Raw genomic sequence first — 21,402 nt, forward strand, 5'->3', positions numbered from 1 at the left:
AGGTCCTTTGAAAAATAGTCCCTTAAAATTTTTTCAGGAAACTTTGTATGGATTTGAACCCTAAGGAACCTAAAGGCTCATAAACAATGATGGAAATTTATTACAAGTAGGAGAGTTGGGTTTATTTCACGCTCCAGTCCTAATGATTTCGGTCATGGGAGATTACCTTTTTTTAAAAGGAAAAATAATCCACCAATAACTAAAGGACCTGCTGTTGCTGCTAATCCCATTAACCCCAAGACCTTTAAGACTTCGGAAGTCTCTATGGCTGGTTGAGTTGCTAATACTAGTGAAGCTAAACAAAAGGTTTTCATATTTGTTTTGGCTTATAGCGTTTTAGGCAATTTTTGAGCTTTAAAACTTAGCGATTTATTCATAAGAGTCCAAACCTGCTACAAAAGGGAAAACTTGATCAGACCCTAAATCTGGATAATTGGCTATATCAGGGTTGGTATTCATATCTTCGTTGTCTTCAGCTTGTTCAATAACTATTCCTAATGGATTGTCCCCGTTAGCTTCTTGAGAGAGTGATTTCTCTAAAGCATTGGTGCTAGCTACTTCTACAAAAAAGATTGAATAGATTAATGCTATTGATAAAGTGAAAAGAGAAATCACCTTGAAAACTTGTCTGTGCATTTCATTGGTAATTGCTTTGCGCCATCTAATGAGTTGATTCATCTTAGGACCTTTTCGTTTCTCTTACTCAATGTAGTTAAGCAAGGTGTTTTAGTAACCATTTTTTGAAAACGTTGATAGGATTTATTTCATATGGGCTTTCTATGACTAGGACTTAGTCTCGAGTTGGCCAATTGCGAGAAAAGATTTTGCAGTCGATGACTATTATTAAAGGCTAATATGGTTAGCTTAATCGCTCTATTCTTCAGCTCTTACCAACAAGCTAAGAGTGCAAGGGTAGGTTATAAAGAATATCTTTAGGATGATTCCCTTTATTCTGACTGCTAATGAGCGAAAATTTTTTAGTGCATTGGGATGTTGGATTTGAAGTAATGGTTGTCTTGAGTTTGATTATTTATGCTCAATTGTTTAGGAACAATAGATAAGAGCTTTCCCCCTAGGCGCTTACAAGTTGTTTGAGAGTTAAAAAAAGTGCTTGCTGCTTAGAAGTAAAAAAGATAAAAATGACTTGACTATTGCTTACCATTTGCGAGCCTTATTGGAATGAATGAAATCAACTGTCCAGAGTGTGGCAAAGTTTTCAAATTTGAGGAGACTGGTTACGCGAATATTATCAAGCAGGTAAGAGATGCAGAGTTTGATCAAGAATTGCTTGACAGACTTGAATTGGCAGAAAAAGATAAGATCCAATCAATTGAACTGGCTAAAAAGAAAATTACAATAGAGATGCAGGAGATTTGTGCGGATAAAGATACAAAAATCCAGGGATTAGAAGCAAAGCTCAATGCGGCAGTTGTTGAAAGAACATTGGCTGTGACTCAAGCTAAAAGTTCTGTAGAAAAGGAACGAGATAGCCTTGTCTACCAACTTGAGAAGATTAAAGAAAATAGTGAATTTGCCCAACAGCTTGCAATTAATCAGGCCGTAAGTGGTTTACAAAAGGAAAGGGAACAGTTGAAAGCTAGCCTTGAGAAAGCCAGGCTAGAAAAGGAACTAGAAGAAAAGTCTTTGAAGGAAAAATATGAAATTCAGATTAAAGACAGAGATAATGCGATTGAAAGACTTCGGGATATGAAATTGCGTCTTTCTACAAAAATGGTAGGAGAGTCGCTTGAGCAGCACTGTGAGATTGAATTGAATCGACTTCGAGCTTTGGCTTTCCCAAAGGCTTATTTTGAAAAAGACAATGATGTAAGAACAGGGAGTAAGGGGGATTATATTTTTCGAGACTTTGATGATAGTGGAACTGAGATAGTTTCAATTATGTTTGAAATGAAGAATAAGAGCGAATTAACTTCGACAAGAAAAAAGAATGAAGATTTTTTGAAAGAGCTTAATAAAGATAGAAATGAGAAAGGCTGTGAGTACGCTGTTTTGGTATCTTTACTTGAGCCTGAGAGTGACTTTTATAATTCTGGAATAGTTGATGTCTCTCACCGCTATCCAAAGATGTATGTGGTTCGCCCTCAATGCTTTATTTCTATAATTACTCTCTTACGTAATGCAGCTATAAAGTCATTGCAATACAAGTCAGAATTGGCTCTTGTTAAGGCACAGAATATTGATATAACGAATTTTGAAAGTAGCTTGGAAATATTTAAAGATACATTTGGTAAAAACTATAGCCTTGCTTCAAGAAGATTTGAAACTGCAATTCAAGAAATTGATAAGTCAATTGATCATTTGCAAAAAACTAAGGATGCTCTCCTTGGAGCAGATAGAAATCTTCGACTTGCCAATGATAAGGCCCAAGAAGTTACAGTAAAAAAATTGATTAGAAATAACCCTACGATGAAAGCAAAATTTAGTGATCTTAAAAATAAGAATGTCGCTTGACAGATTGAAAAATTTTTTAAAGAGCTTGCAAAATTCACAGGAAACCCCTTAGAGATAAGCATGTTGTTAAAACTGTTGATATGACTACGTCATGTAGGCCTTGTCTCACAAATTAAGTAAGGAATTTCACTTTGATTGCAACTGCTTCAACAGGTTTGCCCAATATGATATTCGCCAGTTAAGTGATTAATCCTTATTGCTATTCTTTTTGAAGAATGCCAATAAGAGATGCCAACAGTTGAAGCAGCAAATAGAACAGTGGGAACATTTGGCATTATCTTGTTCTTGACGTCAAGTTTTTATTTGATTTGACCTATCCAGAGATTTTTTCAAAAAAAGGATATTGAATCATGACACACGAACCAGGCTGGAAAAATATATTGGCTTACTTTTATATGGGATCTGTATTTCTTGCAGCCGTGATATGGATACTTGGTTACGTTAAGTCTCAGGCGTTATAAAACGTTTTTTGATTTTTGCTGATTTGTCTAATTCATTTATAAAAGAAGAGAGATTGCATTTTGTCGAACCATCTTCTCTAGTAATTCCATAGCCAGCAGCCAAGCAGAGCTCATCTCCGTTGCCTTTGAACTTCTCTCTATTCTGCTCTATATAAGAAGCTAGTTCTTGCCCTTTCAACTTCTTCGGATTTTCAAGCATATCTTCTAAGGCTGTGAACTCTAATCTGACAAGAATTCATGCTTTTGGGTTGTTCAAGTTGTACTTAGTAAGAAAAATCACTTTATATATCCAACCAGATCTTAGTCAGTTAATGAAAAATTCTAGCTTCACATCACTTAGGCTGCTGCAATAACTACTTCTCTCATATATCCCTAGGGAAAATTTTAACTATTTAGCCCCCTGATAGGCAGGGATCATCATTCCACCGTCTTGGTCGTCATCGTCGTCAAAGCCCCGAGCTAAAAGTTCGATGATGACCAAAACAGAGATGGGATAGAAACACCAGAGGAATGCTTTCCAAAAAGGGAATATTTCTACGCCTAGCTGAAGTTCTCCCATTTACTTGTTATAAGTGGCCATAACATAATTGATGAAATTAAAAAACGTGTGTCGATTTATACGAAGTGCTCATTTTTTTTATAGATCAATTTCAGAAAAAGAATAGTTGTATTTAGAATGCATGTAATTATGTTGGCGATTAGAACTGGTAGGGAATTTGTTTGAATTGCATAGAGGATCCAGAATAAAACTCCTGTGATGAACATTATTAGCATCACTATGGAAACATCCTCAGCGCTCTTTGTCTTGATTGTTTTTATAACCTGAGGTAAGAAGGCTACTGTTGTTAATGCAGCAGCTATAAATCCAAAGAAATTAGGAGTATTTACTATGTCAACCATTTCTCTGGTTGATAGAGTTTGATTGATTCATGATTTCTTCTGAGATCTTTTCTAGCGCAATAAACTTGTAAAATTTAGTAGAAAGCTAAGAATACCGCTTTTGTTAGTAGAGCCTGAAAGAATTGTTCCTTGGAATGTAACTTTGTAGAAGATATGCAATGCTTTTTTAGTCTACAAAGGTTTTTTATGGACAAAAAAGGGGCAAAAGGCTATTGGATTAACACTGCAACAGTTGTTAATCCTGAATTATTTGCTGATTATGTAGAGCAGGTAGTCCCTTGGCTTGCTTCTGTTGAAGGGACTATTTTTGCTAAAGATACCGATCCTCACGGCAAAGAAGGGACCGAAGGTGCAAACTTTGCCGTGATTTGCGAGTTTCCTTCTATGAGGGCAGCTATTGATGCTTATGAATCTGCTGAATACAAAGAGATAGGGAAGATCCGTAAAGCTGCTACAGGGAATGGAACTTTCACAATTATCGAAGGTATGGATGAAGCTCAAAGATTAAGAAGAGCAATGGGTAAAAAATAATGACTAAATTTACAGATGATCAAATGTTGGCTGCCATTGCACAAAAAGGAATCGTTAAAGATTCTTATGTCAAAATCCAAGAAGCTTGTCAGGCCTTGCAGGAAGGGACAGGTTGTCCTGATGAGGATATAGACGATTTACTTAGATTCCTTGTTGGTAGATGGCAATAAGGTTCTCTCAGAGGACCTTATCGAAAAGGACATAGTCTTAAAAAACACCTTAATAGCAGAAAAATCTTCTAGGCCATAAAGATTATATTGAATGATTTTTGAGTATTTATTTCAGTTGGTCTTTCTTGCAATAAGTAGCGAGGCTTAGTACATGACAAATTTTATTTACGTACTTGCAGTTACGCAGGTTTGGAAGCCTTCTGAAGGCCTTATCTACTTTTTGCTAGTGATAGGGGCTTTCTTGACGGCGGGAGTTGCTCTTTCGATTCTTACTTTCTACGAAGACTGCTATTGGGGTGATGAGTCTTATAGAAAGGTTTTGAAAGAAGGTAAGAAGTCATCTATTTAGTGAGGTTTAAAGCTCGCCTTCATCACTAAGGATTTATTCAATACTTTCGAAAATAAAAATGCAGGCGTATGCTGTTTTTATTATGCTTGATTCCTAATGGCTGTAGCAACAAAAACTATCAAAAAGAGCTTGCCAAGGCTTGGTAAGTTTGCCACATCTAAGCTGATTCAAAATTTGGGATCGAATCAAGAGCAATATAAGTTCGACGGAAATTTGCGAACTGTTCATGGAAGAGACTGACTATACTTTTTAATCAGACCGTGAATACATGAACACCTACGGCTGGAAAGATTTACTTGTTGATGCAGCAATTATTGTCGTGATAGCTGGCATTATTCTTTTGGTGATTGGATCATTCCCTGGCTTTTTCGGAAAATTCCTTCAGAGAATAAATTTTTAAAAAATTGTGCTTTTGATTCCTTAATCTCAATAGTTCTATATATGAAACCTTTGATACTAATTCTGTTACTTATTGGGGTTTCATTGCTTTTTGGGATATTTCAAATACTAAAAATACTGATAAAAAAGCAAATTGACGATCAAATAAAAAAAATGATTCCTTTGAAATTGGTCAGAAGTCAGGTGGGAATAAAAATCAAATGGCTTTAAAACAAAACTTAATTTCAAGAGATAAAGCTCAGAGCTATCAAGTATTTAGGCCTGATAGCTCTTGGAGATTGCTTAATAGATGGAATTAGTCTTTAAGGGCATAACCCTCTTTTGAATAAAAGCTTGTATAACCGTCTGTAGCTCTTGCCCGGATAATGATTATATGAACTGGGATTGCTACTAATGCATGAAAAAATGTAAGCAGAAGGAAATCCATTGGGACTCCTGTTTGTCCATACATTGCAAAAAGGGTTGATAGGTGCATAGTTTTAGATGGTTCAACCTGTACTTATTGAGTTTGTCTCCTAAATCAATAGTTTGCATGATTGGTATTAAAAAATTAATGCCTCTTTGCAACCAAAAGAAAGCAACAGATTTTTTTATCCATATGAGAGGCTTAAATTTGGGACTAAAGTGACTCTTTTATGATTAGAAACTTTTTATTTGTTCTTGTGGGTCTTTTTGGAGGGCTTTGGATTGCTTGGCCAGGGATAAGTGATGAAGAGAATTGGAGCTGTGCCAAGGAAATTGTTATGAAATCAAAAGAAGAACGTACAGATATACGTGCCATTTTAGCTGTTTCACCTAAGTACCTTTTAAAGCAAGGGAGCCAGGGGCCAATGGATCAGTTAAGAGTTGTAGGCGATGCATGCTTTCGATGAGAATAAGTGGACCTAGGGCTAATACTTCCTTTTAAGATGTCTGTTTCTAATCAAAAATAAAGAAAAGGTATAAATTTTTGATCAACAACGACACCTGTAGAAAATTTTCACTAGCTTCTCTGAAATTCCTGCGAGTACAAGGTTCAAATGGCTCAAAAAATTTCTGGTGCTTTGAATTCACCCTTTAGAGAATTGGTAGAGTTTGCCTTTTTTTGTATTGTTGGCTTTACAGCTGGATCGCTTGGCTTGATATAAGTTTTGGCTCGATACATGAGCATCCTTTACTGGCCTGTCCTATATCAAAACTTTTTTGTGATGTAATCTTTCTGGGATTACAAAGTTCTATCGGATATATATAAATAATCTTCCCCTGTGCTGTTAATAATAATCAGCATATAGAACAGGAGGTTAATATTTGTTCTTCCCATAAAAGAACTTCTAGAAATTATCCTAGAGGTTCTTCTATGGGATTTTTTTCGTTTAAAAGCTATTTAGCTTTTACCGTCTACATCAAATTTTTCTAGGTTAGGCCCTGCAATGAAGCCTACAATAGCAAAGAGAGCAATGGAAGCAACTCCAACTGCAGCTGCAGTTGGATTGAATCCACCTGCTGTGATAGTAGCTAAAAGATTCATAAAATTAGCCAAAGCTTGGCATTGATAATCCTGGGAGCTTACAAACTTACCGATCAATGGATTGCGATTACCTCGAAATCTTCTTATTTAGTTGGATTATTCGGACCAAAGTTTTTATTTATAGATGTGTTTCCTCTTTAGCCATTGGCTGAGCTCCTTCTTACGACCCTTCTTCCATTAGTGACTTCAGAAGATGGTTCTTGCTTGCCCTTTGACAAATCTTCTTTGTGCTCGTTAGGAGGATCGTCTTCTTCCATTTCTGCGCAAACCCCCACCACAATTGCTGCTTCGACTTGATTAGGCAGATCCCCAATTGTTATGAGCGCTTTTAAGACAAGTTGCAGGCGAGGGTCTTTGCCAAGCTCCGGGCGCAGTTTCTTGACTGTTTGCCAAAGCTCTTTTGTGACTTCTTTGAGCAGCTCTTTATCAGTAGCCAAAGCAATTCTTATGTTTATGATTGTTAAACCTAACAGCCGATCAGTTACAAGCAAATTATTTGATAAATCCTGCTTATTTTTGAGGCTTTAAACGCTTATAGATATGAGCATATAAACAAAGGAGTTTAAGGCTCTCAATTATTCTTTTGGATGCAATCAGCTTTAATGCTTTTCATTAACCCAGATGTATCGGCCACTTTCTTCTTCTCGCTTAACAGCTATGCAATTACTTGCAACATGCCAGAGAGCGTTCAGGATAGGTGTTGGGTTATATAGATAAGCCTTTGGAAAAGATTTTTTGATTGCCAAAGTTGCTTCTTTCGCGTGGTAATGAGGTACACCTGGAGCAATATGGTGGATCACGTGGGTAGACCCTATTTTGTGATGAAGAAAATCAAGAATCAATCCATAGGGCCTGTCAACTGATAGAAATGCACCGCGCATAAATGAAAAATCTGAGTCGGCTAGATGGGGCACGTCAGTATCAGTGTGATGAAGCCAGGTATAAATTACGAGCCAAATATTCACCACTAACAAAGGGGCCACATACAATGCTATTACTTGCCAGCTAGCAAGTAAGCAGGCCAACCGAAAATAAGGTGAAGTATTAACTGAAGCACTCCAAAGGTGTTTTTCCCAATTGTTTTAGCAATGGCTAGTTCGTTATCGCCACCTTCATTCTCACTAATACTATTTCCTCCAACAACTAAAGGTACATGGGTTTCACCCTTACTTATATGGTTGGTGAATCGATGATGAATGGCATGGGACCTTTGCCAAGAGAAGTAGGGAACAAGTAAAAAAGAATGCAATATGTACCCAATCATTGTTTGAAGCTTCCTATCTGCAGAGAAGGCTCCATGTCCACATTCATGCGCAAGTACCCAAAAGCCCATTGCGCATGTACCTGAAATAAGGTCGTAGATGAACCATGCAGGTGCCAACTTTCCTGTAAGCGGAATAGTTAGACCAACCAAAATAATTACTGCTTGAATAGCTAATGATTGAATAAGGTAATAAATGGATCTGCTTGTTTTACATGAGAAGCATTTCTTTGGGATTACAGCCCTAGCTTGAGAATTAGTGGGAATGTCTTTCATTTCTAGAGCAATTGCTTGCCCTCTTAAGCCAGAGAATTGGATATTTCTTGTGAATCTGTTGTTCGTCAAAGCTATAATTTAAAGTCGACAGGCTGCTGCCCCTGACTTTGTACCATGATCTTTTGAGAGTACTAGGTCATAGGATCCATTTTTTAAGCATTACTAACTGAGGCAGTTCAAAGAACTTTTATACTATTATTGAATAAGATAAACTCTTAAGCTCTGATTGCTTCAGCCTCTTGAAATAAAGAGGAAGCAAATAATTTCTTGTTTCTGACAGTTAACGACCTATTCTGCCGATGAATCACTACTCAGAAGAAAAACTAACAGATATTTGTGAAGATGCTTTCGTGAAAGTTAAGGAAGCTTGCATGAGGCTCCAAGAAAAAACAGGTTGTTCCAATGATGTGGTTGTTAAAATGCTGAATAATGTTTCTGAATTTTATATATCTCAAAGTGAATCAACCGATTAGCTTGGATATTAATATCCAAGCTTTATAATTTTTTTGAGTAGGCCCGCTTACTTTTACAGTAGAAAGGCTCAGGAAGAATTACTCAAGTGTTTTTACTAATTACATAATTGTTCTATCTGGTGTAGAAATGTTATAGCAGAGTACTTGTTATGAACTTCACACCTGCACAGAAGCCTTTAAGTTGTAGTCTCCCAAGAAAACAGAAAGCTATTGAGGTACTTTATTGCTTGCTTTGGAAAAAACAAAAAAAGGATAGACCCATGTGGATTATTAAAGAGTTAAATAGTTATTTTATTTAAGTGTGATAGAGCTTTTAATAATTTATATACGCTAGAAAAACTTAGCTCTTCCCTTGTTAAATTTAGATTTATATTTCAGAAAGCTCTTCTTCAAAAAACCATTGTTTCTTACCAATAGATAATTCAAGTACTAATCCAAATTGGTTCCCGTCTACCATTTTGTACCCTACTAACTTGCCTGTAGGGTTATTTGCAAGTTGTTTCAGGATTTTACGTGGAAGCCTGTCGTTCAGACTTTCAATCTCAACTTTTAAGACCTGACCTTCTTTAAGCTTTGATGAGTCTTTTATCATTTATAGATAACTCACTAATATGAGTTTAGATATTAAGAGCATTTTTAAGATCATTATACAATAATTGCTTAGTTTCCTTTTCTATACTCTACAGTGCCATCTCTTTTTCTTAATGGCTTTGCATAAAGGACTCTAAGTAATCCTTTAGTATCCATATTTCTAGTGGTCAGAAAAAATGTTAATAAAAAGGTCAAGGATATTATGCCTAGCAATACCCTTGCAAATGGATCTAGACCCATTTCAGAGAAAGTGATAGATAATAATTTCATTGATAAATGATCAAGATTTTATATCTATATAAATTTAGAGATCTCAAGCATTTCCCTAATGTCCACACCAAATAGCACATGTAGTTGTTACTACAGCTACTACGACACCTCCCCATTTGATAACCTTTTGAGGTGCATTAAATGTTATGCCAACTAATATTGCGGCTAAGTTGACAACAATTAGCTGATCAGTTGTGGGGGAAATTCCAAATGGTCCTACAGATGCAGAAGCGATTAGACTCATGATTCAAGAAAACTTTGACGTATTCTAAGCAAATCAATAGTTATTAAAACTTTCCTAACTAATGTTTTAATAATGCTTAAGGTCTTTATATGCTAAATCGTTCTCCTTGAGATAAGAGACTAAGTGTTAATACCTCTGAATACCTATATAAAATTAAATCCCCCAATGGTCTTTAGACCATTGGGAATATACCAAAGGATCTAATAGATTCCAGTTGTCTGCTTCAAAGGCTGGCTTGAGTCGCTTGCTTAGTATTTTAGGATCATTTACTTGATCATAATTAAGAAGCCATTTCTGAAAATCACTTAATTTTAGATTATTGGAATCTTTATCAAATATTATTTGTTTGTCGACTCTTTCTGGTGGATTGCTTCTTCTTTTTAGAAGCCTACTTTTTCTGCTAAAGATAAGCATGCAAACAATTACTAGTAACAGCAAGATTAAAAATAGAAAACTCATAGTGGATTCTTTGGAATGCTTGCCTATTTAATCTATGTCGCTAATATATAGCGAGACCATGAATTATTGGATTTAGACGGAGCTCTATTTGAGATTAATCTTAAAAATCTAGTTATAAAAAAAATAAAATGCTCCAAAAATGATTGACTTGAGATCTAGTTTAAAACATTAACTTAATAAGCTATTAAAAAATTAATATATCAGGGCAATACTTAAAATCAATCTGTTTGCTAGAAAGTACGTAGGAATAAAAAACTCTTATTATGCTTCTCAAAGGTGAAAAAGCTGCATTGACTCGCCTTTTCCTTTTAGGTATTGGCGCCCCTCTTGGCTTAGACCGATTTTACGAAGGAGATATTACGGGGGGGTTTCTTGCGATCTTGGGATTTACAATTGCTGTTATTACCATCATAGGCTTATTAATATGGATAGTTCCTTTTTTAGGTAAGACTTTCAGGCTTTTGAGAGAATTTGAGTCTACAACTGAATAGTATGCAATTAACGTAATTAATAGAGGCTACTTGGTTAACTAACGATTAAATAAAAGTCTTTATCAATCAAGGGCTAAATAAAGCCTTTTTTGAAGATAATCAGTGTGAGATCCATCTTAAAACACTTGACATAGCAAATAAAGACCGCAAATTGTCTTATAGCTTTAGTTACACTTTTGTTTATTACTGTTTGTGGTCAAAAAGGAGGAGTTGCTAAGACTTGTACGTCGATTCATTTAGCGAGTGTTTGGGCAGCTCAGGGACAAAATGTATGCCTTGTAGATGCTGATAGGAATAGGTCTGCACTTGCTTATGGATCACGAGGAAAGCTTCCTTTTGCAATTGTTCCAGTTGAAGCAGCAGCTAAAGCCTCAAGATTTGCCGATATTGTTATTACTGACGGTCAAGCTAGCAGTGATGAGGAGGAGTTGAAGCATATGGCAGCAGGCTCCGATTTGGTTCTTTTGCCCACTGCTCCTAAAGCTAGATCAGTTGAATTAACTGTCGAGTTGGCCTCTTTGCTTAAAGCTTTAAATATTATTCATGCAGTCTTGCTAGTAAAAGTGGATCTTCGCCAGAAAAGAGCAGCTGATGAAGCAAGGCTTGCATTGAATAAATTTGATTTAACAGTCCTAGAAGGAGAAATACCTTTGCTGTCTGCATTTGACAAAGCAGAGCATCAAGGCTCTGCAGTACTAGATGCTGTGGATGATAAAGGCCGATCCGACCCTAGACGAATGTCAGGTTGGTCGGCCTATTGCTCTACCGCTAACCAAATTAAATGCCTGATTTCGAAGCCCTCATTAAGCACCAGCAAAGCTATAGAAGTTCTTCCGCTGATCGCTTAAAAATAGTTGAGCCTATAAAAGAGGTAGAAGCAAAAACTTCTTCTAAAAGAAGCTTTTTTTATCCAATGTTCTTTGGATTCTTAGGTGGGATGTTGGGTTCCATAGTCTCAACATCACTTCTAATGATTTCATATTACAGCGGCTGGATAAATTATGAATTTGTTTTCAAGTCTTTGTTTTAAGCAATCTAGAATGAGTAATCACTCTCATTGCTAAGTACTCTGTAATGGGCTTTCTTTAGTAGGAAATTTACTTTAGTCAAAAAGATGCTAAAAGCACTTTTTTGGGGAATGCTTGGTGCATCAAGTGCTTATTACGGTGATTCAATTGGACTTGCTCCAATTGCTTTGGGTAGGCAATCCATGAAAAAAATTGACCCTTGTAAGGACAATTTTTGGGCTAGAGAATGTGCTTTAAATCCCAATAGAATAGCCTGTTTAAACTACGAATCTTAAGCTCACTACGAAAGAAATCTCAAGCATAGTTAAATGCTAAATGTCTTAATTCCAACATTAGGCATTTATGTTTTAAGAAATCTATTTAAGTTCAGTAAAAATCTAAATCCATGGTTTTACAAATGGATGTAGCAATTGAATCTCTTGGAACTGAACCTAAGGAAGTCTTAGGCTTTGATAGCGAAGAAGATCTAGAACTTGCTTTGCAGGATTTAATGCGAGAAGTTCTAGATTCGTAAAATTTGCTTGATAACTTAACAATCCATTTAAGATTATTCCTTTTAATTAAATGGAAACTTACTATCAAGAATTATTCTTGATGCATGATCGAAACTTATATCTCTAATGAACCTTTAATTTATACGTGTTGTTGTTTATTAAATGCAGTTGAGGCCTCGCTTAATAACTCTCTAATACCTAGGAATACAAACCAGGCCAAGAATCCTCCAATTAATAAAGGAATAATTTGCTCAATTTGAGACATTGGTGCCTCCTTTAAAAAGATTAAAATGGGACGGAGTTAGTTAATGCACTTGCCCCTAAGCCTTAGATGGAAACTTGCGGTTGCCTTTAGGCTGTAGTTTATTTCTAATTGAGGAATAGAAAATTGTCTATGAGACGAATAACTTAAGTATTTATGCTTTCTTTAAAGGCTTTTACTCTGCGAGTTGATATTCTTGACGGTATACCAGGCTTCAAACGCAGTAATGGCAGCAATGGTAAATAAACCTATGAAAACACTAGTATCACTACTGCTTTGTATTGGATCAGATTGGTCTACGCTTAAATCACGATAAGAGCCTAGAAAAACCCATAAGGCTGATATTGCCGTTGTAGCCCAATATGCTTTCCAGCGACGTTGGTATATATAACCGGTGCCTAACCCTGGGAAGAAATTTAATAAAGCAGCTACCCAGCCTGCTGAATTACCGAGGATTTTCTTTTGAAGAGATTCATCCACTTGATTTTCTTTGATACTCCAATGGAATCATTGCATTTTAAAGAAGGTTTGAATTATTTCCTTTTTAAGAAGCAATGTCTTTCTCTTCTTGGGGAGGGTCAGCAAGCATCTCAGATTGATTTAGATCCTCAACAGTATTAACTGCTTGCTCAGAAGAAGGAACTTCGTTCTCTTCTTGGGGAGGGTCAGCAAGCATCTCAGATTGATTTAGATCCTCAACAGTATTAACTGCTTGCTCAGAAGAAGGAACTTCGTTCTCTTCTTGGGGAGGGTCAGCAAGCATCTCAGATTGATTTAGATCCTCAACAGTATTAACTGCTTGCTCAGAAGAAGGAACTTCGTTCTCTTCTTGGGGAGGGTCAGCAAGCATCTCAGATTGATTTAGATCCTCAACAGTATTAACTGCTTGCTCAGAAGAAGGAACTTCGTTCTCTTCTTGGGGAGGGTCAGCAAGCATCTCAGATTGATTTAGATCCTCAACAGTATTAACTGCTTGCTCAGAAGAAGTAGCTTCTTTCTCTTCTTGAGAAGAATCAGACGTTTCCCCCAAGTTCTCTTGTTGTTCATCCTGAACTAGTCCCTTTAAAGAACCTGCTAAGTCTTTAAGGTTATTAAATAGATCCTTCAAGTTCAATCCGATTTCTTTCAATATCGATTTTATTTCAGTTGCTTTCTGACCTTTATTTGTGATAAGGACCAAAGTAATGATTCCTGAAACTAGGAGTATAAAAAAAATAAACCCAAGCATTTAATTGGTAAGTATCATCATCTTAAAGATCACTTGCATTCCTTATTTATCAAGTGTTTGGCAATAACCTTTGAAAGATATCTTATTTAATTTATTTTCTTTAATGCTTGAGATGGTGAATCCATATTTTGGGTTTGTATCAATTGTATATTTCTAGCCACCTTTTGTAACAAGAGTATTTTTGCAATGGCATGAAGCATTTATTCAACCTTTAAAGATTGAATACAGCCTTTTGGGAGATAACAAATATTAGAAGGCCTAAGGAAATCAAGGATAAGGCTATCCCTCCAATAACCATTGATTTGGATCGAAGGGGTGATTGAATTTGCTCCTTAGCAATTTTTGGCTCTTTTTTTATTAAATTCATAATTACTTCCTTAAGCCCTAGACAGAATTATGGGAATCTTACTAAGCTTGTCATATTAAGAAATTCTCAGGACTCTTTCAACTGTACTTACTTTAAATAGTCCTAATTTTATTACGAACCCTCAAAAAATGACCAACCCTGAACCTGACAATAGCCAACCTAAATGGGATTACACCTCTAGTAGGCAGAATTTTATTACTGGGGCTATGGTTGTAGGCGGAAACCTTTTGGTCTTAATTCTTTATCTCCTATACAGAACAGTTCCTTCTGTTCATCAAATTATTTCAGGCAAGCCTCTTTAAGGCCGACTACATTTAAATACAACTCAAATCAAAATTTAATCATGACAAATTTTAGAGAACGAGTGAATGCTCATCTACCTGTGCTTCTTCAGTTGCTTAGTACCGCCTCATTGGTGCTAATTGCTTTAAGTGCTTTATGTGGTTCTAACTCTTTGAAGAAAATGGCTGAACACCACACAGGTTCTCCTCTTACAGATCAAATTCATCTTGATCAAACTTCTCATTCAAATTAAAAGCACTAGTTTGCTTTTGATTTGGTTAACTCTGCTTGATCTTCTTTGAAGCATCATGCGAATTGGATTGATAACTTTCTAAAGTTTCTCGAAGATCAACATATCTTAGGCGAAGTCGCTTCTCATTCCTTATTAGTTGTAATCCTAGCCATCCAATGCTTAAACCAAGTGCTAATGGTAAACCTTTAAGCATAAGATAATTGTTTCCCTTCATATACTTATTAACCAACAATAATAGATGAAATTAGAGGTGTATCCCTCATTATTACTTTAGTTGTTTAATGATAAAAAACACGAAAAGCATTAAGGCGACGAAAGGCAAGAAATATAACGCTGCAAAAAAACCCATCAAAACAATAAAGCTTATAAATAAAAATGTCACCCAGATGACTATAAAAATAAGCCATTTCCGGAATCTTTTAGGCCAAACTTGACCTGTTAGTTGATCTAGGCGAGTCTGTGCATTTCGCCGTTCTCTATTTAGATCAATTAGTTTCTGTTGATGCCAAATGAGAGAATTTTCAGCACTAGAATCGACTAATTTTTTTTGAATACCTCCCAAAAAACCATTATTTCTAGAAAATGCAGAGCGTATCCTTACAGCTTGAGCTTGAAGGATTGCTTTACTAGTTTCAGAAATTTGACTATCTAACTGTTGTATTTTCTCTAATAAAAAATTTATATCATTAGAGCTGTGAGATTTTTCAACCCTTTGAATCGAAGACTTGATTTTGTTTTTCCTGGAAAACACCTTTTATATGAAAAGAATCTTTGGGGTTAATCAACTTATAAATAGCAAAAAAAATCTTAGAATAGTTAATTAAGTCGAAATAAAATTAAATGAAGATAAATGTTTCTTAAGTAACCTGACCTCAAAGTTTGTATATGTTTAGAGGGCTTTAATTCTTGAGATAGTTTTTTTTAAACTTCATATGAAATATAAAGGGGGCCGCTAGTGGACCCCCTTAAAGTATTTCTTTTTAAAAGAAGCTTTTCATCTATGGCACCTGGGGCCTAGTTTCCAGGTGTTGGGCTTGAAATCTTTAAGGGCACCTAAACGATGCAGAGAAGTTTCGACTGAATTGACGCACCTAAATCATTGATCCTTGTCGCTTCAGTGAATAAGCCCACTTTTTAATTGAGACTGTTGGAGCAGGGGCCAGTTTCAGATTGCTTCTGTTAGATACTCAGGTGGTGTGTCTACCATTTGATGGTGCCTCCGAGATCGATAAACATATTTTTGTCGCATCCAAAGTAAAAGGCAATCGGTTTTAATGCCCATTGCTTTTTTTTGCTTATTGAATGATATTGGAGGTTTGGAGAAAATTTCCTTGAAGAAAGCTATATATACAAGCCTTTTAAAAATAGAGATAGCCCAAACAAAATTGAAATGACTTCAAAGGCTTTTTTGACTAGATGGTCACCCTTGAGTATTGATAAGTGAGCCCCAAGATATCCACCTAAAAGTGAACCTAAGAATAAGCTGGCAATCCAATTCCATTGAATATCTGCATTTATACCTAGCACCAACGCGCCTGTACCATTCCAAACCACTCCAACAAGGACAAGTGTATATGCGATTGCATTTGTATAAGTAAGACCAAACCATGCAACAAGCCACATGGTTAAAAATAAACCAGTCCCTGAAGTTAGAGAACCATTTAAAACACCTATTATAAATATAACAATTCCACCAATTATTTTTTCGGACTGACTAAAGCTAGGCTTTTGATTACCTTTCCCTAGACGTGGACTTTTAGATGAATATATACCTAGCCAAAGAGTTAATAGGCCTAATAAAATAGTCGCACTTTTATCTGGAATAGATAAGATTACTCCAGCACCAATTAAAACACCTGGTAACCCAAATCCAAGAATTATCGCAATAATTGATGGCCTGAGATTTCTATGATTGTAATATCGAATACTCGCTCCAATTCCAAGTGCAACACTAGCTACTTTGTGAGTGGCCAATGCTTTTGCAAAAGGTAAGCCTAATAATATTAATGCTGGCAATTGTACTAATCCAGCCCCTCCGCCCGAAAAAGCAGAAAGCAAGTTCGCACAGGTTGCTATCAAAAATAAAATAGTTTGTAGGATTAATGGTTCAGTATGCATTTCTAGTTGTTGATAGATAAGTAAATAAGGTTCAGTTAATGGTGTGTTTGCGTTAATAAATAGATTCCTTTTGCTATTGTTAAACTTATTGGGTATTTTCAATGACGTTTTAAAATAAGCTTTCTAATTCTAAAGACTTGACTGAGTGGAGAGAATTTCTTTTGAATAAAGACTTTAGTTCATAGGAATTTATCTTACATAAGACCCTATCACTAATTAAAAAGTCATTCAAGCTATGCATTTATGCTCATTAGTCAATTTTAGACTACCCCATGAGCCAAAACCTTGTTAAAACAGCAGTAACAATAAAAATCCTAATGACACTACAGTTCTTGAGAACGGCCGAAGTCATTAATGGAAGAATGGCAATGCTTGGCTTGATGTTTTTAGTGCTCTCCAAGTTAGGCCCAGAAATTTTCAGCCACGTTAAATCTGTTGTTATATAAATTAGTTTCTTTTTTATTCTAAAGACCTATTGGTATTGAGTTGTTTCTTAGAAAACTCTAAAAAAGACATCAAAGCATATGGAGAAAAAATAATCCCTACAATTGGTATACTTAGATACCTAGGATAAATTTGGCTTTCCAATTTTTCTTATATGATGGAAAGAGTAAATAAGCTTGTGAAATAATAACATTACTGACAGAGCTTTCTTGAAAGAAAAACTTTGTATTTATTCGACCTAATTAACCAGCCTGTTAGGAAATGATAATGCGATTGTTTCGGAATTTTCTTTTTAGGACTTTTTGGTAGCAAAGTTTATTCTGATCATTTATGAATAAACTAAATTTGCGATGGAAATGCAGTTATTTGCCTTTTTCAAAAAAAATCTTAAGAATAAGGTAAGTTTTTTCTTTCAAAAGGCCTTCAGCGTTAAAACAAGTCTCTCTGCTAGGTATCTAAGCAATGGCCTTGTCCAATGTTCTTGGACATTAAATAAAGTAGATAAAGCTAAATTGTTTAAAAAAGGAGTTTTTTCCTTGGCAATAAGAATATTTGATATAACTGCTGGCACCTCTAAAGAGAACTCCACTTGCATCATGAAGGAAATAGAGGTTAATAGAAAACTCTCTAAATGCTTTATACAACCACCTATATCTAATGGAACAATGTTAATTGAAATTGGCTATAGAGCATTACGTTCTAATTGGGAAAAATTCTCTAACTATGAATTAAAATTAGGTGAAAGAGAAATAATCATCCTATCCCCTGATGAGCCTTGGTTTGATTTGCCTTTTAAAGAATCTCAGGAAAATCTACACGAGAAGATGTATAGAATTTCCAGCAGAAAAAATCTTGGTGGCTCAGAAAAACTACATTCACTAGAAGAACTAAATCTAAAGTAAGTTAGAATATATCTTTAGAGGAAGTTATAAACCACTTTAGAAAATTTATAGGATTCATAACATATGAGATTTTATCCATGCCCTCCGGATTCATGTAATTTTTATCAATTGGTAATTGCTTTGATAGCTTTGAGTCTATGTTTAACCTAGGACGTCCTTCTGCAGTGGAGTAAATTTCATTTTTGAAAAACCATCGAGTTGAATTATCATTAAACCTAATAAAGAAACCAATATCTGTTCCATCAGTAATCTTGTAGTCAATAACTGTTCCTGATGGGTTGTCACCTAACTCTCTTCTTAGGTTCTCAGTGCCTCGATCTGCTATTTGAGTGGTGTCAATGGACACCATAGCTCCAATTTCATAGATTTCATTGGTTCGATCTATTGCTGCCAAAACTACAAAGCTATATTCACGAAGAATACCTTAACTAATAATTGAACTTAAGACGTTCCATTAACAGATAATTATTTATTTGCTAAAGAAAAACTTGAGTTATTACTCTTTTATGGCTTGCTGAATTGCTATTTGTCCATTTGTCCATCATCCCCTTTGGGCTTGAACCCTTGTAAATCCTTTTTAGAGCTTATATTTACAGCATTGCCTTGGGACTTTAAAAGGTTAATGCCTTTAGATATACCAGTAACTACAAGGCGAAATAGGAGAATGGCAAATGCAACGAACCCTGCAGCAACTGCAATTGATAGAATCGTTGCTCCTAAATCTATTTGGCCGATGTCTTTCATTAGGTTTTGGCAATGCTAACTATAGAAAAGGCTGGATAATATACCCAAATCTTTTTCTCTATTCTCTCTGATGCAAATTTTTATTGACTTAGTTAGTAACAAATTATTATAGAAAATTCTTTAGCATCCACCTTTAAAATCTTTATCAAAACACTCTTTTAAGGCTTTTTCGGAAAAACTTCTAAGCTTGATCTAGGTATTTATTTTATAGTTAACTTTATTTTATTTGTTCTAGATCACTGCTTATTGTAATCTGGTCAAATCACTTTAGATTCCGTTGACCTTGCCTTCTTTGAGTGTCTGTTTTGGGTTATTGCTTATAGCAGTTGGTTTGCTGGTTAAGTTTGAATTCCGTATTAACATTAATGAGGAATAATTCCTAGAATTAGATTGGTGAAGTTTAGGATGATACTTAAAATATTTTTTTACTTGTTTTTGGGCTTCTATATATAAATAATGCATGCTTAAAGACTTATTAAGCATTTTCTCTCATCATACATGAAAGGATTTTAAAAACCTTTTTCCTCTAAATTAGCATTGTGTTGTTTTTGCATTTCTACCATTTCAGCACATGTTAATGCTGGTCTGTAGAGAAACTCGCAACCAAAGGCTGATCTCCAAAACATAAAATGTTTAAAGAGGGCTTTCGTATCAGAAGCTTTACAGATAATACATAATTCACCTGATTCGGGCATGTGAAGCCTAGCCACTAGTTCAAAGCCATCAAACTTATCCATCTCTGCTCCATCTTCCATATATTTTATAAAAGCTGTATAGCCTTCGTCCTGTGTTTCTGAAGGTACTACACAAGTCACTACATAGAACTGCATCTGAGTTTTTAAAACTAATTTCTTTTCTAATGGTTCCAGGTTAAATATTGGCAATTCCCAGGTTGATTGTTAGTAGAACAAAAAAAATGATTCACATATTATGAAAGCCAAAAACCACCTTTAAACAATACTCGCAAATAGTTATCCAACTCTTGATGCTTTTCTTTCGCAATTCCATTATTTTTTAACGCTTGTTTTTTCTCTTTAGCAGGCTTCATGTTGAAAACCTCACCTAAGTTTATTTTCACGAGAGGTCTATTATTTTTCCAATTAATTACAGCCATGGAAAAAAGAATGATTACTTAATTTGATAGCTAGATTTTCTTATATAGGCAATACCTTTTCTGTATGCAATCAAAAATGAACCTAAAAAGCACTTTTTTATTCAATTACCCAATGGTTCTTGCCCCTTACCTTTGGAATCTGATGCTATAGAGATCAATATCTTTATAAAAAAGCTCGATTATGATAAAACTTGAATATGACTTTATTTTCAAGCTTGCTCAAAATGAATTTTAAAGAAGCTTTTAAGACCTATGGCTACCCAACCCTAGCTGTCTTAAGTACCGCTGGCCTGGTTTCTATCTCAATGTCTCTAATACCTATCTCAAAATGGGCAAGAACCCAGAATGACTGTGTTGAGAAAACAACAGCTTTTAGCAGAATTTCGGATAAGGTTTGGAGCTGTAGTGGTGGTGGTCACTAGAGAATGAAGAAATCCTTTTTAATTTGAAGGTTTTCCTTGTTTTAGGGAAGTAAATTCACCTAATGATATTTTCTAAAAACTAAGTACTTATCTTCGTAAAACCGATAGGGGAGTGGGAACCGAACTTGAAAAGTTTTTTCAATGTCTTTATATCTTCTTTGTCATGCAACAAAACATCAGCTAGATAGTTGGAGTTTTATGGATAGAGAATCCTCTTCTTCAATAAAAAAAGCATTAGAAGTTTCCCATTCTAAAGGTAATGACCGTTTGACCAAGGCTCTTTTAGAAGCTTTAGAGGATCGTCAAAGAGATCTTAAGAGGCATAACGCCGCATAATCCAATAAAAAAAAGCCCCTCGGAATAAAAGGGGCTTTTTTTTATTGGATTAATGATTCCTTAAAGATCAGTCTTTCTTTGAAGGATAATTCATTTGATCGTAGTCTGGGCCAACTAGTACAGCCATAACTGCAAATAGAGCTATGGAAGCTATACCTATGTATGCGGCAGTAGGAGCTGGGGTACCAAGGAGAGAAGCGAATGTAAAAGGAATCATGGCTGTTAGTAAACAGTGCTATTAATACATCAAAATCCTCTTTTGTAGTGTCCTCTTATTTACATTTGGTTAGATCGTCAAATCGAAAAAAATTAGTAAAAAGCCTGAAATAATTTGGAACTGGCCTTTTAGCCTTGAATTAGAGCGGTTAGCAATGTGTAATAACTGAGAGCATAACCATAAAAATTGTTTTGAACTAGTTACGAAAAAAGCCTTATTGCCCTTTCCTATCCATCACAAAACAGGAAAGAAGATAGTTTTTTCTCTGACAACTGAATCAATGACTACAGTTCTTTAAAGTAGGCCTTGGTTATACCTCGATTATATTGCTGAAATC

Annotated in this window: 39 protein-coding genes and 1 pseudogene; 17 read left to right on the forward strand and 23 right to left on the reverse strand. The window is 35.4% G+C overall.

Annotated elements, in window-relative coordinates; genetic code table 11:
• Window positions 1-152: 152 nt before the first annotated feature.
• Together P9211_RS09715 and P9211_RS03125 are read right to left on the reverse strand one after the other, a co-directional pair.
• Window positions 153-314, reverse strand: coding sequence for a hypothetical protein (locus P9211_RS09715; RefSeq protein ID WP_012195184.1), 162 nt, complete (start codon window positions 312-314; stop codon window positions 153-155).
• Window positions 315-369: 55 nt separating this feature from the next.
• A complete protein-coding gene (locus P9211_RS03125; RefSeq protein WP_012195185.1) occupies window positions 370-678 on the reverse strand; it encodes a hypothetical protein in 309 nt (102 codons plus the stop codon).
• Window positions 679-1,179: 501 nt separating this feature from the next.
• Between P9211_RS03125 and P9211_RS03130 the strand changes: the two genes are divergently transcribed.
• Window positions 1,180-2,472 (forward strand): DUF2130 domain-containing protein, encoded by a 1,293-nt coding sequence (locus P9211_RS03130; protein WP_012195186.1) that lies wholly within the window; start codon window positions 1,180-1,182, stop codon window positions 2,470-2,472.
• Between the two features lie 441 nt (window positions 2,473-2,913).
• On the opposite strand, the gene P9211_RS03135 is transcribed toward P9211_RS03130, so the two are convergent.
• The 3 genes from P9211_RS03135 to P9211_RS03140 all read right to left on the reverse strand — a co-directional run bounded on the left by P9211_RS03135 (window position 2,914) and on the right by P9211_RS03140 (window position 3,833).
• Window positions 2,914-3,132, reverse strand: a complete 219-nt coding sequence (locus P9211_RS03135) for a hypothetical protein (RefSeq protein WP_012195187.1) — start codon at window positions 3,130-3,132, stop codon at window positions 2,914-2,916.
• A 189-nt stretch (window positions 3,133-3,321) separates the two neighbouring features.
• Window positions 3,322-3,492, reverse strand: coding sequence for a hypothetical protein (locus tag P9211_RS09720; protein ID WP_086934871.1), 171 nt, complete (start codon window positions 3,490-3,492; stop codon window positions 3,322-3,324).
• Window positions 3,493-3,548: 56 nt separating this feature from the next.
• Window positions 3,549-3,833: a SemiSWEET transporter gene (locus P9211_RS03140; RefSeq protein WP_012195188.1), complete on the reverse strand. Its 285-nt coding sequence runs from the start codon at window positions 3,831-3,833 to the stop codon at window positions 3,549-3,551.
• A 186-nt stretch (window positions 3,834-4,019) separates the two neighbouring features.
• On the opposite strand from P9211_RS03140, the gene P9211_RS03145 reads away from it, so the two are divergent.
• The 4 genes from P9211_RS03145 to P9211_RS09950 all read left to right on the forward strand — a co-directional run bounded on the left by P9211_RS03145 (window position 4,020) and on the right by P9211_RS09950 (window position 5,283).
• Window positions 4,020-4,364: a DUF1330 domain-containing protein gene (locus P9211_RS03145; protein ID WP_012195189.1), complete on the forward strand. Its 345-nt coding sequence runs from the start codon at window positions 4,020-4,022 to the stop codon at window positions 4,362-4,364.
• Window positions 4,364-4,534, forward strand: coding sequence for a hypothetical protein (locus tag P9211_RS09545; protein WP_012195190.1), 171 nt, complete (start codon window positions 4,364-4,366; stop codon window positions 4,532-4,534). Before P9211_RS03145 ends, P9211_RS09545 begins: the two co-directional genes overlap by 1 nt.
• 151 nt (window positions 4,535-4,685) lie before the next feature.
• Window positions 4,686-4,883, forward strand: coding sequence for a hypothetical protein (locus P9211_RS03150; RefSeq protein ID WP_012195191.1), 198 nt, complete (start codon window positions 4,686-4,688; stop codon window positions 4,881-4,883).
• A gap of 268 nt (window positions 4,884-5,151) precedes the next feature.
• Window positions 5,152-5,283, forward strand: a complete 132-nt coding sequence (locus P9211_RS09950) for a hypothetical protein (RefSeq protein WP_012195193.1) — start codon at window positions 5,152-5,154, stop codon at window positions 5,281-5,283.
• 294 nt (window positions 5,284-5,577) lie between these two features.
• Here P9211_RS09950 and P9211_RS03155 read toward each other — a convergent pair whose 3' ends face one another.
• On the reverse strand, window positions 5,578-5,757 hold the full coding sequence (locus tag P9211_RS03155) for a hypothetical protein (protein WP_012195195.1): 180 nt from the start codon (window positions 5,755-5,757) through the stop codon (window positions 5,578-5,580).
• Window positions 5,758-5,917: 160 nt separating this feature from the next.
• Between P9211_RS03155 and P9211_RS03160 the strand changes: the two genes are divergently transcribed.
• On the forward strand, window positions 5,918-6,154 hold the full coding sequence (locus P9211_RS03160; protein WP_012195196.1) for a hypothetical protein: 237 nt from the start codon (window positions 5,918-5,920) through the stop codon (window positions 6,152-6,154).
• Between the two features lie 491 nt (window positions 6,155-6,645).
• Here P9211_RS03160 and P9211_RS09725 read toward each other — a convergent pair whose 3' ends face one another.
• The 3 genes and pseudogenes from P9211_RS09725 to P9211_RS10045 all read right to left on the reverse strand — a co-directional run bounded on the left by P9211_RS09725 (window position 6,646) and on the right by P9211_RS10045 (window position 8,326).
• Window positions 6,646-6,789 (reverse strand): hypothetical protein, encoded by a 144-nt coding sequence (locus tag P9211_RS09725; RefSeq protein ID WP_193328934.1) that lies wholly within the window; start codon window positions 6,787-6,789, stop codon window positions 6,646-6,648.
• Between the two features lie 137 nt (window positions 6,790-6,926).
• Window positions 6,927-7,226 carry a TIGR03894 family protein gene (locus P9211_RS03165; RefSeq protein WP_041391451.1) on the reverse strand — a complete coding sequence of 100 codons (300 nt, stop codon included), beginning with the start codon at window positions 7,224-7,226 and terminating at the stop codon, window positions 6,927-6,929.
• A gap of 162 nt (window positions 7,227-7,388) precedes the next feature.
• Window positions 7,389-8,326 (reverse strand): annotated as a pseudogene (locus tag P9211_RS10045) (fatty acid desaturase).
• A gap of 299 nt (window positions 8,327-8,625) precedes the next feature.
• Here P9211_RS10045 and P9211_RS09730 point away from each other — a divergent pair.
• The gene (locus tag P9211_RS09730) at window positions 8,626-8,799 is read left to right on the forward strand and encodes a hypothetical protein (protein WP_012195201.1); all 174 of its coding nucleotides are present in this window, start codon (window positions 8,626-8,628) and stop codon (window positions 8,797-8,799) included.
• A 367-nt stretch (window positions 8,800-9,166) separates the two neighbouring features.
• Here P9211_RS09730 and P9211_RS03175 read toward each other — a convergent pair whose 3' ends face one another.
• The 3 genes from P9211_RS03175 to P9211_RS03190 form a co-directional block, all read right to left on the reverse strand.
• A complete protein-coding gene (locus P9211_RS03175) occupies window positions 9,167-9,391 on the reverse strand; it encodes a DUF2862 domain-containing protein (RefSeq protein WP_012195202.1) in 225 nt (74 codons plus the stop codon).
• A 324-nt stretch (window positions 9,392-9,715) separates the two neighbouring features.
• Complete coding sequence (locus P9211_RS03185) at window positions 9,716-9,904, reverse strand: hypothetical protein (protein WP_012195204.1); 189 nt, start codon at window positions 9,902-9,904, stop codon at window positions 9,716-9,718.
• A 153-nt stretch (window positions 9,905-10,057) separates the two neighbouring features.
• Complete coding sequence (locus P9211_RS03190) at window positions 10,058-10,318, reverse strand: hypothetical protein (protein WP_012195205.1); 261 nt, start codon at window positions 10,316-10,318, stop codon at window positions 10,058-10,060.
• Between the two features lie 308 nt (window positions 10,319-10,626).
• On the opposite strand from P9211_RS03190, the gene P9211_RS03195 reads away from it, so the two are divergent.
• The 4 genes from P9211_RS03195 to P9211_RS09955 all read left to right on the forward strand — a co-directional run bounded on the left by P9211_RS03195 (window position 10,627) and on the right by P9211_RS09955 (window position 12,396).
• Complete coding sequence (locus P9211_RS03195; RefSeq protein WP_012195206.1) at window positions 10,627-10,854, forward strand: hypothetical protein; 228 nt, start codon at window positions 10,627-10,629, stop codon at window positions 10,852-10,854.
• A gap of 176 nt (window positions 10,855-11,030) precedes the next feature.
• Window positions 11,031-11,702, forward strand: a complete 672-nt coding sequence (locus tag P9211_RS03200; RefSeq protein WP_012195207.1) for a ParA family protein — start codon at window positions 11,031-11,033, stop codon at window positions 11,700-11,702.
• A gap of 266 nt (window positions 11,703-11,968) precedes the next feature.
• On the forward strand, window positions 11,969-12,157 hold the full coding sequence (locus P9211_RS03205) for a hypothetical protein (protein ID WP_012195208.1): 189 nt from the start codon (window positions 11,969-11,971) through the stop codon (window positions 12,155-12,157).
• Window positions 12,158-12,267: 110 nt separating this feature from the next.
• Entirely contained in the window at window positions 12,268-12,396 is a 129-nt protein-coding gene (locus tag P9211_RS09955; RefSeq protein WP_263969736.1) for a hypothetical protein, read from the forward strand.
• A 119-nt stretch (window positions 12,397-12,515) separates the two neighbouring features.
• Here P9211_RS09955 and P9211_RS09960 read toward each other — a convergent pair whose 3' ends face one another.
• The 3 genes from P9211_RS09960 to P9211_RS09080 form a co-directional block, all read right to left on the reverse strand.
• A complete protein-coding gene (locus P9211_RS09960; RefSeq protein ID WP_263969737.1) occupies window positions 12,516-12,641 on the reverse strand; it encodes a hypothetical protein in 126 nt (41 codons plus the stop codon).
• A gap of 162 nt (window positions 12,642-12,803) precedes the next feature.
• Window positions 12,804-13,118: a hypothetical protein gene (locus P9211_RS03210; protein WP_012195209.1), complete on the reverse strand. Its 315-nt coding sequence runs from the start codon at window positions 13,116-13,118 to the stop codon at window positions 12,804-12,806.
• A gap of 64 nt (window positions 13,119-13,182) precedes the next feature.
• Window positions 13,183-13,866: a hypothetical protein gene (locus tag P9211_RS09080; RefSeq protein WP_012195210.1), complete on the reverse strand. Its 684-nt coding sequence runs from the start codon at window positions 13,864-13,866 to the stop codon at window positions 13,183-13,185.
• A 495-nt stretch (window positions 13,867-14,361) separates the two neighbouring features.
• Between P9211_RS09080 and P9211_RS09735 the strand changes: the two genes are divergently transcribed.
• Entirely contained in the window at window positions 14,362-14,535 is a 174-nt protein-coding gene (locus P9211_RS09735; protein ID WP_012195212.1) for a hypothetical protein, read from the forward strand.
• Window positions 14,536-14,576: 41 nt separating this feature from the next.
• Window positions 14,577-14,768 (forward strand): hypothetical protein, encoded by a 192-nt coding sequence (locus P9211_RS03220; protein WP_012195213.1) that lies wholly within the window; start codon window positions 14,577-14,579, stop codon window positions 14,766-14,768.
• A gap of 25 nt (window positions 14,769-14,793) precedes the next feature.
• Here the strand turns inward: P9211_RS03220 and P9211_RS09550 are convergent, their stop codons facing one another.
• The 3 genes from P9211_RS09550 to P9211_RS03235 form a co-directional block, all read right to left on the reverse strand.
• Window positions 14,794-14,961: a hypothetical protein gene (locus P9211_RS09550; protein WP_159088368.1), complete on the reverse strand. Its 168-nt coding sequence runs from the start codon at window positions 14,959-14,961 to the stop codon at window positions 14,794-14,796.
• A 72-nt stretch (window positions 14,962-15,033) separates the two neighbouring features.
• Window positions 15,034-15,519 (reverse strand): hypothetical protein, encoded by a 486-nt coding sequence (locus tag P9211_RS03230; RefSeq protein WP_012195215.1) that lies wholly within the window; start codon window positions 15,517-15,519, stop codon window positions 15,034-15,036.
• 590 nt (window positions 15,520-16,109) lie between these two features.
• Window positions 16,110-16,886 (reverse strand): sulfite exporter TauE/SafE family protein, encoded by a 777-nt coding sequence (locus P9211_RS03235; RefSeq protein ID WP_012195216.1) that lies wholly within the window; start codon window positions 16,884-16,886, stop codon window positions 16,110-16,112.
• 272 nt (window positions 16,887-17,158) lie between these two features.
• Between P9211_RS03235 and P9211_RS09290 the strand changes: the two genes are divergently transcribed.
• Together P9211_RS09290 and P9211_RS03240 are read left to right on the forward strand one after the other, a co-directional pair.
• Window positions 17,159-17,332 carry a chlorophyll a/b-binding protein gene (locus tag P9211_RS09290; protein WP_012195217.1) on the forward strand — a complete coding sequence of 58 codons (174 nt, stop codon included), beginning with the start codon at window positions 17,159-17,161 and terminating at the stop codon, window positions 17,330-17,332.
• A gap of 348 nt (window positions 17,333-17,680) precedes the next feature.
• A complete protein-coding gene (locus P9211_RS03240; protein ID WP_012195218.1) occupies window positions 17,681-18,232 on the forward strand; it encodes a DUF4912 domain-containing protein in 552 nt (183 codons plus the stop codon).
• A 1-nt stretch (window position 18,233) separates the two neighbouring features.
• Here the strand turns inward: P9211_RS03240 and petP are convergent, their stop codons facing one another.
• From petP to P9211_RS03260, 4 genes are all read right to left on the reverse strand, one after another.
• A complete protein-coding gene (petP, locus tag P9211_RS09085) occupies window positions 18,234-18,626 on the reverse strand; it encodes a cytochrome b6-f complex subunit PetP (RefSeq protein WP_049750850.1) in 393 nt (130 codons plus the stop codon).
• Window positions 18,627-18,754: 128 nt separating this feature from the next.
• A complete protein-coding gene (locus tag P9211_RS03250) occupies window positions 18,755-18,976 on the reverse strand; it encodes a hypothetical protein (protein WP_041391078.1) in 222 nt (73 codons plus the stop codon).
• A 509-nt stretch (window positions 18,977-19,485) separates the two neighbouring features.
• On the reverse strand, window positions 19,486-19,860 hold the full coding sequence (locus P9211_RS03255; protein WP_012195221.1) for a DUF3303 domain-containing protein: 375 nt from the start codon (window positions 19,858-19,860) through the stop codon (window positions 19,486-19,488).
• A gap of 44 nt (window positions 19,861-19,904) precedes the next feature.
• Window positions 19,905-20,090 (reverse strand): hypothetical protein, encoded by a 186-nt coding sequence (locus tag P9211_RS03260; RefSeq protein ID WP_012195222.1) that lies wholly within the window; start codon window positions 20,088-20,090, stop codon window positions 19,905-19,907.
• A gap of 224 nt (window positions 20,091-20,314) precedes the next feature.
• Between P9211_RS03260 and P9211_RS03265 the strand changes: the two genes are divergently transcribed.
• Entirely contained in the window at window positions 20,315-20,512 is a 198-nt protein-coding gene (locus tag P9211_RS03265) for a hypothetical protein (protein ID WP_143703332.1), read from the forward strand.
• Window positions 20,513-20,653: 141 nt separating this feature from the next.
• Window positions 20,654-20,848, forward strand: coding sequence for a hypothetical protein (locus P9211_RS03270; RefSeq protein WP_012195224.1), 195 nt, complete (start codon window positions 20,654-20,656; stop codon window positions 20,846-20,848).
• A 67-nt stretch (window positions 20,849-20,915) separates the two neighbouring features.
• Here P9211_RS03270 and P9211_RS09740 read toward each other — a convergent pair whose 3' ends face one another.
• Window positions 20,916-21,065 (reverse strand): hypothetical protein, encoded by a 150-nt coding sequence (locus tag P9211_RS09740; RefSeq protein ID WP_012195225.1) that lies wholly within the window; start codon window positions 21,063-21,065, stop codon window positions 20,916-20,918.
• Window positions 21,066-21,402: the final 337 nt, after the last annotated feature.

Origin of the sequence: Prochlorococcus marinus str. MIT 9211, assembly GCF_000018585.1 — a bacterium.
GTDB classification, from domain to species: Bacteria; Cyanobacteriota; Cyanobacteriia; order PCC-6307; family Cyanobiaceae; genus Prochlorococcus_D; species Prochlorococcus_D marinus_B.

What these genes read in the sequence shown, in the direction of transcription:
- P9211_RS03150 (WP_012195191.1), top strand. Translation starts at nt 4,686, where the DNA reads ATGACAAATTTTATTTACGTACTTGCAGTTACGCAGGTTTGGAAGCCT.
- P9211_RS03235 (WP_012195216.1), bottom strand. Translation starts at nt 16,886, where the DNA reads ATGCATACTGAACCATTAATCCTACAAACTATTTTATTTTTGATAGCA.
- P9211_RS09290 (WP_012195217.1), top strand. Translation starts at nt 17,159, where the DNA reads ATGAGCCAAAACCTTGTTAAAACAGCAGTAACAATAAAAATCCTAATG.
- P9211_RS03135 (WP_012195187.1), bottom strand. Translation starts at nt 3,132, where the DNA reads ATGCTTGAAAATCCGAAGAAGTTGAAAGGGCAAGAACTAGCTTCTTAT.
- P9211_RS09730 (WP_012195201.1), top strand. Translation starts at nt 8,626, where the DNA reads ATGAATCACTACTCAGAAGAAAAACTAACAGATATTTGTGAAGATGCT.
- P9211_RS09550 (WP_159088368.1), bottom strand. Translation starts at nt 14,961, where the DNA reads ATGCTTAAAGGTTTACCATTAGCACTTGGTTTAAGCATTGGATGGCTA.
- P9211_RS09725 (WP_193328934.1), bottom strand. Translation starts at nt 6,789, where the DNA reads ATGAATCTTTTAGCTACTATCACAGCAGGTGGATTCAATCCAACTGCA.
- P9211_RS09960 (WP_263969737.1), bottom strand. Translation starts at nt 12,641, where the DNA reads ATGTCTCAAATTGAGCAAATTATTCCTTTATTAATTGGAGGATTCTTG.
- P9211_RS03190 (WP_012195205.1), bottom strand. Translation starts at nt 10,318, where the DNA reads ATGCTTATCTTTAGCAGAAAAAGTAGGCTTCTAAAAAGAAGAAGCAAT.
- P9211_RS03185 (WP_012195204.1), bottom strand. Translation starts at nt 9,904, where the DNA reads ATGAGTCTAATCGCTTCTGCATCTGTAGGACCATTTGGAATTTCCCCC.
- P9211_RS03205 (WP_012195208.1), top strand. Translation starts at nt 11,969, where the DNA reads ATGCTAAAAGCACTTTTTTGGGGAATGCTTGGTGCATCAAGTGCTTAT.
- P9211_RS09950 (WP_012195193.1), top strand. Translation starts at nt 5,152, where the DNA reads ATGAACACCTACGGCTGGAAAGATTTACTTGTTGATGCAGCAATTATT.
- P9211_RS03240 (WP_012195218.1), top strand. Translation starts at nt 17,681, where the DNA reads ATGGAAATGCAGTTATTTGCCTTTTTCAAAAAAAATCTTAAGAATAAG.
- P9211_RS03155 (WP_012195195.1), bottom strand. Translation starts at nt 5,757, where the DNA reads ATGCACCTATCAACCCTTTTTGCAATGTATGGACAAACAGGAGTCCCA.
- P9211_RS03195 (WP_012195206.1), top strand. Translation starts at nt 10,627, where the DNA reads ATGCTTCTCAAAGGTGAAAAAGCTGCATTGACTCGCCTTTTCCTTTTA.
- P9211_RS03160 (WP_012195196.1), top strand. Translation starts at nt 5,918, where the DNA reads ATGATTAGAAACTTTTTATTTGTTCTTGTGGGTCTTTTTGGAGGGCTT.
- P9211_RS09740 (WP_012195225.1), bottom strand. Translation starts at nt 21,065, where the DNA reads ATGATTCCTTTTACATTCGCTTCTCTCCTTGGTACCCCAGCTCCTACT.
- P9211_RS09735 (WP_012195212.1), top strand. Translation starts at nt 14,362, where the DNA reads ATGACCAACCCTGAACCTGACAATAGCCAACCTAAATGGGATTACACC.
- P9211_RS09080 (WP_012195210.1), bottom strand. Translation starts at nt 13,866, where the DNA reads ATGCTTGGGTTTATTTTTTTTATACTCCTAGTTTCAGGAATCATTACT.
- P9211_RS03250 (WP_041391078.1), bottom strand. Translation starts at nt 18,976, where the DNA reads ATGAAAGACATCGGCCAAATAGATTTAGGAGCAACGATTCTATCAATT.
- P9211_RS03140 (WP_012195188.1), bottom strand. Translation starts at nt 3,833, where the DNA reads ATGGTTGACATAGTAAATACTCCTAATTTCTTTGGATTTATAGCTGCT.
- P9211_RS09545 (WP_012195190.1), top strand. Translation starts at nt 4,364, where the DNA reads ATGACTAAATTTACAGATGATCAAATGTTGGCTGCCATTGCACAAAAA.
- P9211_RS03145 (WP_012195189.1), top strand. Translation starts at nt 4,020, where the DNA reads ATGGACAAAAAAGGGGCAAAAGGCTATTGGATTAACACTGCAACAGTT.
- P9211_RS03125 (WP_012195185.1), bottom strand. Translation starts at nt 678, where the DNA reads ATGAATCAACTCATTAGATGGCGCAAAGCAATTACCAATGAAATGCAC.
- P9211_RS03260 (WP_012195222.1), bottom strand. Translation starts at nt 20,090, where the DNA reads ATGGCTGTAATTAATTGGAAAAATAATAGACCTCTCGTGAAAATAAAC.
- P9211_RS03175 (WP_012195202.1), bottom strand. Translation starts at nt 9,391, where the DNA reads ATGATAAAAGACTCATCAAAGCTTAAAGAAGGTCAGGTCTTAAAAGTT.
- P9211_RS03220 (WP_012195213.1), top strand. Translation starts at nt 14,577, where the DNA reads ATGACAAATTTTAGAGAACGAGTGAATGCTCATCTACCTGTGCTTCTT.
- P9211_RS03130 (WP_012195186.1), top strand. Translation starts at nt 1,180, where the DNA reads ATGAATGAAATCAACTGTCCAGAGTGTGGCAAAGTTTTCAAATTTGAG.
- P9211_RS03265 (WP_143703332.1), top strand. Translation starts at nt 20,315, where the DNA reads ATGAATTTTAAAGAAGCTTTTAAGACCTATGGCTACCCAACCCTAGCT.
- P9211_RS03270 (WP_012195224.1), top strand. Translation starts at nt 20,654, where the DNA reads ATGTCTTTATATCTTCTTTGTCATGCAACAAAACATCAGCTAGATAGT.
- P9211_RS09715 (WP_012195184.1), bottom strand. Translation starts at nt 314, where the DNA reads ATGAAAACCTTTTGTTTAGCTTCACTAGTATTAGCAACTCAACCAGCC.
- P9211_RS09720 (WP_086934871.1), bottom strand. Translation starts at nt 3,492, where the DNA reads ATGGGAGAACTTCAGCTAGGCGTAGAAATATTCCCTTTTTGGAAAGCA.
- P9211_RS09955 (WP_263969736.1), top strand. Translation starts at nt 12,268, where the DNA reads ATGGTTTTACAAATGGATGTAGCAATTGAATCTCTTGGAACTGAACCT.